The organism is uncultured Campylobacter sp., from assembly GCF_937921625.1.
Taxonomy (GTDB): Bacteria; Campylobacterota; Campylobacteria; order Campylobacterales; family Campylobacteraceae; genus Campylobacter_B.
The window spans coordinates 1-1,822 of record NZ_CAKZTI010000033.1; the positions used below are offsets into that span (position 1 = coordinate 1).

Below are 1,822 nucleotides of genomic sequence, written 5' to 3' on the forward strand. Positions count from 1 at the left end.
ATTACGGAGCCAAAGAGCACTACAGGGTGAAGCACTCTAAAAATGAATTTGCTAATGGTAAAAACCATATAAACGGTATAGAAAACTTCTGGGGATACGCCAAACATAGATTATCTAAATTTAAAGGCATCAAGAAAGAGAATTTTTTGCTTCATCTTAAGGAATGTGAATTTAGATATAATACTAAAACTATACAGGAAAACCTATATCAGAAACTGTTGAAATTGATAAGAGGAAATCCGCTTAGCTTATCTTGAGCCTAAAATTTATAAAATTAATTTGATTTGTATTTTCTCGGCGCGCAGGAGCTTATTTTAACAAACGGTGCAACGCCAAATTTTAAAAGTCTAAATCTCGCAGTGTAAATTTTAGCTAGCTCGCTACCGGCGTTACTTACGTAAACGGCAGCAAAAGTAACGCTGCGTTAGTCGTGAGTAATTTTGCAAATTTGCGCCTCGGTTGCGGCTGCGAGGTCCTTCGGCGCAAGAGCGATCTGCTTTCCACGCACGCCTGCGCTAACGTAAATTTTCTCCTGCGTTAGCGCTCGCTCGTCGATGAAGGTGCGGAAGTGCTTTTTCATCCCAAGCGGCGAGCAGCCGCCCCTGACGTAGCCCGTGACCTTTTGCAAATCCTTCAAATCCATCAGCTCGCAGCGCTTTGCACCGCAGATGTGCGCGAGCGCCTTGAGATCCAAATTTAGATCGCCTTGCAGGCAGGTCACGACGTATTCGTGATCCGCCGTGCAAACTATCGTTTTATAAACCCGCTCGATCGGCTCACTCACGCTGTTTGCTACATGCACCGCGTCTAAATTTAAAGGGTCTACCGCATATTCTTTGATCTCGTAAGGGATTTTCAGACCGTCCAGTACACGCGCGGCGTTCGTCTTTGAGCTCATTTTCGCCTCTTTTCTTAAATTTAATAGCGGATTTTGTTCTCTTTTAGAAAATCGCGCAGATCTTCGTATTCGCTCTGATCGAAATAACGCCATTTGCCGGGCTTTAGCGTCCCAAGCGTCATTCTGCCGAATGCCGTGCGCTTAAGCTCCACGACATCCAGATCGAAATAGCCAAAAAATCTACGCAGTTCGCGATTTTGACCCTCGTTGATGATCGCCTTTATCTTCGTATAGCCGCCGCTACTAGGCATTATGCGATAGCCTAAAAAGGGCTTAAATTCCATCGATTTGATCTTGCTTTTGGCGTGCGCGCCCTTGCTCGCGTCTGCGGCGAAAAAGCCCTCTCGGATCGCCGTTACTACCTCGTCCCCTACCTCGCCTTTTACCTTTAGATAGTACTCTCGCTCGATGTCGCTGTTCATCAGCGCCGTGGCGATCGCCGGTGCATCGGTTAGTAGCAAAAGCCCTTCGCTTGCGAAATCCAAACGCCCTACGCTAACAAATCTACTAAACCCCTCCGGCAAGCTATCGTAGATCGTCCGCCTGCCGCGATCGTCCTTTTTAGTAACTAACTCGCCTTTAGGTTTGTTATAGACAATCATCGTAAATTCCGTCTTTGGCTTGATGAGGCGCGAGCCGATGCGGATCTTCTCCTCGCCGCTAACCTCTATAAAATCGCTAACGACGCGGCCGTTAATGCTAACCTTGCCCTGCTTAATCAGCTCGTCCGCCTCGCGGCGCGAGTAGCCGGTGTTATGAGAGATAAATTTATTCAGACGCATCTTTTGCATTATTTTAGCCCCAGACTCGTTAGATCATGGATATGCAAGATCCCCGCAGGCACGCCGTTTTCGACCACGGGTAGGACTTGGATTTTAAATTGCTCGATCAAATTTAGCGCGTCTATGGCTAACATATTTTTAT

The 1,822-nt window shown here is 46.8% G+C and carries 4 protein-coding genes; 1 reads left to right on the forward strand and 3 read right to left on the reverse strand.

The window, feature by feature from the left end; all coding sequences use genetic code 11:
- A partial coding sequence (locus Q0101_RS05160; protein WP_366939404.1) for a transposase occupies positions 1 to 257 on the forward strand: 257 nt, incomplete at its 5' end.
- A gap of 167 nt (positions 258 to 424) precedes the next feature.
- On the opposite strand, the gene ybaK is transcribed toward Q0101_RS05160, so the two are convergent.
- The 3 genes from ybaK to Q0101_RS05175 all read right to left on the reverse strand — a co-directional run.
- Positions 425 to 898 carry a Cys-tRNA(Pro) deacylase gene (gene ybaK, locus Q0101_RS05165; protein ID WP_297942972.1) on the reverse strand — a complete coding sequence of 158 codons (474 nt, stop codon included), beginning with the start codon at positions 896 to 898 and terminating at the stop codon, positions 425 to 427.
- Between the two features lie 20 nt (positions 899 to 918).
- On the reverse strand, positions 919 to 1,680 hold the full coding sequence (locus tag Q0101_RS05170; protein ID WP_297942974.1) for a pseudouridine synthase: 762 nt from the start codon (positions 1,678 to 1,680) through the stop codon (positions 919 to 921).
- Positions 1,681 to 1,688: 8 nt separating this feature from the next.
- On the reverse strand, positions 1,689 to 1,822 hold a 134-nt coding region (locus tag Q0101_RS05175), incomplete at its 5' end, for a CBS domain-containing protein (RefSeq protein ID WP_366939405.1).

Excerpts from the sequence above, each read along its gene's own strand:
- ybaK (WP_297942972.1), bottom strand. The coding sequence starts at position 898 with ATGAGCTCAAAGACGAACGCCGCGCGTGTACTGGACGGTCTGAAAATC.
- Q0101_RS05170 (WP_297942974.1), bottom strand. The coding sequence starts at position 1,680 with ATGCGTCTGAATAAATTTATCTCTCATAACACCGGCTACTCGCGCCGC.